4 protein-coding genes (1 of these 4 running past the window's edge) are annotated in these 6,404 nt (G+C 63.3%); all 4 read right to left on the minus strand.

Annotation, left to right across the window (positions count from 1 at the left end; genetic code table 11):
- The coding region (locus tag JZY06_RS03375) for a type IIL restriction-modification enzyme MmeI (RefSeq protein ID WP_330617066.1) at positions 1-375 on the minus strand (375 nt) is incomplete at its 3' end.
- A gap of 341 nt (positions 376-716) precedes the next feature.
- Positions 717-971 (minus strand): ABC-three component system middle component 6, encoded by a 255-nt coding sequence (locus JZY06_RS03380; RefSeq protein ID WP_207118416.1) that lies wholly within the window; start codon positions 969-971, stop codon positions 717-719.
- 233 nt (positions 972-1,204) lie between these two features.
- Positions 1,205-4,609, minus strand: a complete 3,405-nt coding sequence (locus JZY06_RS03385) for an arabinosyltransferase domain-containing protein (RefSeq protein WP_207118417.1) — start codon at positions 4,607-4,609, stop codon at positions 1,205-1,207.
- Between the two features lie 11 nt (positions 4,610-4,620).
- Positions 4,621-6,404, minus strand: the 3' portion of a protein-coding gene (locus JZY06_RS03390) for a galactan 5-O-arabinofuranosyltransferase (protein ID WP_456236879.1). It continues 679 nt past the right edge of the window; the window shows 1,784 of its 2,463 coding nt (coding positions 680-2,463); its start codon lies beyond the right edge, outside the window; the stop codon is at positions 4,621-4,623.

Raw genomic sequence — 6,404 nt, forward strand, 5'->3', positions numbered from 1 at the left:
CAACACCCAGCGCGGGAACTCATGCTGCCCAATCGACCCGCCACCCAAGTAGTCGAGCGCTTGTTCTTCTGCTTTGTCGAGATCTTTGCCCAACGACTTCGCTTCACCAATCACCCGGCCTGACCAGAACAAGTCAATGCTTCCCGTGTTGCCGGTGGTGGCCCGTGTTGCGTCCTGCTCGAAAAGATCAATACGTTCGGGGATCACGCCGAAGCAGCGGAGCAGACCGGACCAGTAGGTCTGGGCATACGTCGATTCAGTGTGCTTGGTGTCTTCCTGTTTCCACCGGTCGACCTTCTCGCTCCACAGGGCGGAGAATTCCTGCAGCTTCTTGCGGGCGGTCGTACGGTCGGTGGTCAGCGTCGTGGTACTCACAGGGTGTCTTTTCTTATTTCAACAAGCGGTGGAGATCCATGCACCGCAAACAGTGATTTGTGGTTTTTGGTTGGGAAATGTGAAATTGTCACCCCACTTATTTCCCGCCGCGCAGACAACCTGTGTGTGGTGGTTGTTGTTGCCGGTCTGGGCGTACGGTGACTGCCGTGGCGGTGGGGAAACCGGCGGTGATGTCGGGCGGAATCTAACAGAAAACCCGCAGAAGAAAGCACATATTTTTAAGGTAAGTCACCGGCGGGATTAATGCTACACAGTCACTCCGAGATGGCGATCGCCGTGACAGTTGGCTCCGGTCCCGGGAAACGTCCAATGATCCCGGTTCATGCAGAAACATGGTGTTTCACCAGCTGCCCGGACTTGGTGAAGGAAACAACCCCTAGCGCAAACAACATGGACAGGGCGAGGGCAAACCAGTCGAAGGTGATTGTCGCGTCCCCGTCAGATTCATCTGAATATGTGGAATACCGTTCCCAGAGTTCACACACGGTGGCCGGGGTCTCCAGAAGGGAAAGAATACCGGCCCCCACAGTCAGCAAAGCCCGGTCGGGATTGATGTCTTTGTCGGGCAGCAGCATCGGATGAAAGCACCTCCATCGTTGTGGGCTGGTGGCTGCTTGCGCATCACCGGTGTGGCACAGTCTAGCCAGCACCGCGCGATGGATAACCCGATTGCGGGCGGGACCTGATCGCTGATGCGGCAAGAGCTTTTCAGCCGGGAAATAAGACGCTGCACCCGCCCCTGCTGGTTGCAGGGGCGGGTGCAGCGGATGGTTACTCAGTTGTTTTCGGGGGAGTGCGGGACAAGGGGCTAGCCCTTTTCCTCCGGCAGCCACATATGCCCCGGGTTCCACCAGCCGGCGCGGGTGACCTTCTCGTGGGTGATTGTTGCTTCCTTCGGGATTTCACCGCGGCCATTGGTGCGCACAAAGTAGCGTTCCAGCGAACCCCAGTCACGGTGCCAGTCGTGGTTCAGATAGGTGGGCAGCTCAATAGAGGACGACACCGCCTGGCTGACGGCCATGATGCCGCCGCCGTCGTAGCCCTGCCACTGGGAGTGGGTTGTTTTCGCCTCATGGTCGGGGCTGATGCGCCACTGCGGAACCTCGGTGACGCCACCGTAGTGGTAGAAGGGCCGCTGGCAGGGGAACTGCAGGGCGGTGGTCCAGTCGATCATGGCCGGTTCATTGTCGGGAATGAACTCGTTCATGTTGACCAGTTGCGGCACCCGCGGCGGGGTGAAGGCCAGCCACTGTTTTTTGTCCAGCGACAGGTCGCTGGCGACGATACGCACCACATTGGTGCCTGCGGGGAAAGCGTCCATGGGCACCCGCAGGTTGCGCCACTGCGGGGAGGCACCGACATCGAAGGGTTCGATTTCCCCGGTGTCGGTGATGGTGCCGTTGTCGTCCATGCGGCCGTATTCGACCACCAGCTTCTGGCCGTCCTGGTGGACCCCGTTTAAGTCGTGGTGCTCGATCTTCCCGGCCGCCGAGATCACCAGCACCGGGGTGTCGGGGGTGGCGTCGGGCAGGTGGAACCACACGGTGGTGTCCTCGGCCGGGAACTGCGGGCCGTCGGTCCAGGAACCGACGACGGGTACTTTCCGGTAGTCGATGCCGAAGGGCAGCCGCGCCCGGGAACCGTTGATGCCGATATCGTGCCTGACACCACCGGTTTTACCGGTTTCCTGCCCGGCTTTGTCCGGGTTGTCGGAGTCATCGGTCACGCCGGTGACCGCGCCGACCGGTTCATGTTTGCCGATATTCGCGTTCGGCCCGTCCAACGTGATCGCCGGCGGCAGCTTGTTGGCTTCGAAACCACGGACATCACCGGCTTCCAGGGACCGGCCCAACGGCACCCCGCCGACCGGCTGGAGGAAGCTGTCGTTGGTGTTGGTTTCAACCATCACGTCGCTGGCCAGCGAACAGGACTGCCCGGCGAAGGTCCGCAGGTTACCCAGCCCCACCGAATAGGCCGGGTACTGGGCGACGAAACCTTTCGCCAGGGATGCCATGGAAAACAGCACCATCAAGGTGGTGGCCACACACAGTGGCGCCGCCACCAGGCCGTCGAAACGTTTCAGCCCCCCGGCTTGTGCCCCGCCACCGGATGGGGTGCGGCGGGGACGCCCGGACATTGACGCCCGCGCGGAGCGCACATCACCGGCGAAGGACTGCACCGCGGCGACCAGCAGCACCAGCAGGGCGATGACCAGCATGACGTTGGTGGCCTGCACATGCCGGTACTGGATGGTTTTGTCGTACCACGGGATGCCGTAGGAGGAGATGTACCACCAGCCGTTGGTGCCGGCCAGGGAAAACGCCAGCACAAACAGGATCGCCCCGATGAACAGTGTTTTGTTCCGGGCGCTTTTCAGGGCGAACTGGCTGACCGCCACGGCGGCCAGCCCCGCCAGGGCGGCACCGATCCCGGCGTAGACACCGAAGTGGTGGGTCCACTTGGTGGGGGTGAACATCATGAAAAACAGGGTGCCGAAAAACACCATGAGCAGCCGGTTGGACGGTCCCTGCGCCGAGCCGGGCACACGGCCGTTTTTCAGCACGCTGGCAAGCACCACGGCCAGGTAGAAAAACAGCATCAGCACCGGGAAGCGGCGGGTGAACGATCCGTCGGGGTTTTGCAGCATCAGGGTGTAGTAGCGCACCCATTCCTCGAACCAGGCCAGTGACGGGCCGATCCAGCCGCGCACCCGGATTGATTCGAGCACGGTGGCCAGTGTCTGGTCACCGAAGACAGCGAGCAAAATAGCGGTGCCGGCAGCCAAAAAGGGGCTGAGCATCGCGGCAACGGCGGTCAAGGTCCGGCCCCGTGTCGCACCGGGACCCGCCCCGAAAAGCGGCAGCCTGCGGTAGACGATGCGGATCAGCCCCGACAGTCCCGCCAGCAGGGCGGCCACCGCCATCAGCCCCGTCGGGCCGGCCCCCAAAGAAATGGTGGCGATAATGACGCCGACGGCAAAGGGCAACAGCCGGGAGGTGGCGATGGCCCGTTCAATCGACAGCCACGTCAACAGCGCCCCCAAGGCGATGATCGGCTCGGGGCGCAGGCCATTGTTGTAGACCATCCAGAAAGCCAGAAACGCCGAGGCGGCGGTCCAGTGGGCGACTGCGCGCCGGTTGATTTTCGCCCCCAGCCGGGGCAGGACTTCTTTGGTGATGCACCACCAGGTGATGATGCCGGCCACGAAACCGGGAAGCCGCATCCACATCGAGTTGGTGGATACCGTCGTCATGGCGCCCAGCAGGTCATAGTAGGGGGCGCCGAAGGGGGATTCCGGCACCCCGAACCACCGGTAGTAGTTGGCCATGTAGGTGCCCGGCCCGGATTCGCGGGCCATGGTCAACAGGTACCCGTCGTCGGAGGTGTTGGCACCCATGACATACCAGTAGACCAGGACCAGCACCACGAGGCTGTCGAGCACAGTGGGTTTGAACCAGCCGACGGGGAAGAACCTGCGGGAACCCCGCCCATCCAGCCGGTCGATGCGGTGCAGCGACCACAGGGCGGCAAGCAGCATGATCAGCCCGCCGTACATGGTGATGTATTTGATCAGCGACGGGGAGGTGGTGAAACGGGAGTTGATCTCCACATGGGCGGCCAGGCCTGCTTGTTTCAGGCTTTCGGCGTCATCGCCGTCAAGATCGGTGTAGATGCCGGTCAGCTGCGGGCGGAGATCCTCGTCGATGGTGGTGCCGAACGGTGTGCCGTCGTCTTTTGTGGCACCGGTGACGCCGACGGTGGTGCGTTGCCACGTCGAATCGATGGTCACCGCGGCTGAATCGGGGAGTTTCCGCAGCTGCTCGCCGGGGATTTCCAGCGGCACTTTATCGCGGATGATCACATCCAGCCCGGCCGGTGTCAGACGGACGAACAGGCCCCTGGTGGTTGCTTCCTTGGAATCTTTCGGCAGCGTCGACAGCACCGTGGTCTCACCCTCGGGCATGTCGCGGAACGCCTCGATCGGCACGGTGGCCGTCATCGCCTGCGGGGTGTAGCTGATAAGCGGCGCGGTCACCGATGAAAGATCATCATCCTGCGGCCAGTCAAAGGAGGTCTGGTCCTGGATGACCGGCAGGAAGGGGGTGAGCACGAACAGGACGAATCCGACCAGCCCACTGAGAATCGAGACACGTGTCAGTGTCCGTGTCGCGGTTTCCGGGGCAGGTCGGGGTGGTGTTTTCGTTGTCGGCACGGGGTGTAAGTCTAGTGGATTGCGGTATCGGTTTTTTCAATCACCACCACGAAGGGGCCCATCTGGTGGATATCCCACCGGGCCGGATTGTCCGCGAACACCGCCGGATTGAAATAGACGCCGCGGAAACGCACATTCGGATCATTGGGGTAGATGTCCTCGGCGATGTCGTATTTCCAGCCGGTGGCGGTGTCGTCGGCGGCGCCGCGCAGCAGGAAGACCTGCGGTGCCGTCCACGGGGCGGTATCCAGTGCCCGGGCGAACGCGGCCGGTTCCGACAGCGAGGTCCAGGAGGTTTTCGCCCAGGTTTCTATCTGCTGGTTACGCCGGTCGAACTGGCCCAGCGGGTTGGCGTAGTGGCTGGTGAAAGCCTGGAAACCACGGTAGGGGTGGTAGGACAGGAAGTTCAGCTCGTCGGTGAGCACCACCGTGTCGCGGGGTATGTAGCCGTGGGCGCGGATTTCGTCGTCGATGAGCCGGTACCACTGTCCGGAATCCGGCGGATACCTATCGGCCCGCACCCCGTTGCCGTCGGTGTCGGTGTAGGCCAGGTCAATGGCGGTGGCGTTTTTCAGCGGAATCGACTGGGCGTAGCCGATGCCGGCGGCGGCCAGCACCACCATCATCACCTGGGTGATGCTGCGCCCGGCCGACCGGGTGATTTGTGCCGGGTACAAATAACTCACCCCCGTCAGCCGCAGTTCCGCGATCGCCAGCACCCCGGCGGTGGCCAGCTGCATGATGATGACCACATCCATGCGGAACCCCAAAAGAGTGCGCCCGGCCAGGGTGGAAATCATGCTGGCCAGAACCCACAGGTAAAACACCACCAGGGCAATGCCCATGGCCCGCACATCCCGGTCGACGGCCCGGACCACCAGATAGACCAGGCCGAGAAAACACAGCACGCCGATGGCCGACCAGGACAGCATCGGCAGCGGGACGGTGGCGCCCTGCAGGGGAAGATAATGGTTGGCCGTTGCCCCCGACGAGGGGCGGTGGGTGATGTAGCGTGCCCACAGATACGGACCCCACACCACCGACGCTATCGCCATCGAGGACAGCCCGATGACAATCAGGCGGACAATCGGCCACCACGACCGGTCGGTGACCAGGGCGAAGATCACCGCCACGCAGATCACGCTGAGCGCCAGGGCCGCGGTGTAGAGGGTGTACATCGACGCCGATACACCCAGATAGATGATCAGCCCCACCATGGCGGCCCGGTGGCCGTCAATGGCCCGGCGCACCAGGATGGTGGCCGCCGGCACACCCAGGGCAATAATCGCCGCATACGGTTCGGTGGCCGCACACACCAGCACCACGCAGGTGGAGGTCAACGCGATGGCGGTGGCCACCGGCAGGCAGCCGCACAGCCGCCGCCACACCGGCACCAGCATGCAGCCCGCCGCAGCCATACTGACCAACGCCCACGGCTGGAAGACCTGCCAGCCGGGGATACCCAGCAGACCCGCCAGCCTGCCGCCGGCGAAAAACCAGCCCGCCGGGTAGAAACTCGGCATGCCGAGATAGTTCATGTCCGACAGCCGCCACGAATCCGTCATCCGGGTCAGAAACTGGGTGCGGAAACCCTGGTCGACGGTAATGCCGTCCAGATACAGGGCGGTCGCGGCCAGCGGCAGACCGGTGGTTGTCACCACCAGCCCGGCCGGTGACAGGTAGCAGGCCATAACGGTGGCTATTCGCCGCCAGGCCGGCCGCACCGGCCGGGCACGCACATCATCGGCAATATCGCGGGTGGGGTGGGTGCCGGTGTCGTGGTGGGGCGGCTTCC

The sequence above is a fragment of the Corynebacterium mendelii genome, from assembly GCF_017307055.1.
In the GTDB taxonomy this organism is placed as follows: domain Bacteria; phylum Actinomycetota; class Actinomycetes; order Mycobacteriales; family Mycobacteriaceae; genus Corynebacterium; species Corynebacterium mendelii.

Coding starts and splice junctions, on each gene's coding strand:
- JZY06_RS03380 (WP_207118416.1), bottom strand. CDS start 971: ATGCTGCTGCCCGACAAAGACATCAATCCCGACCGGGCTTTGCTGACT.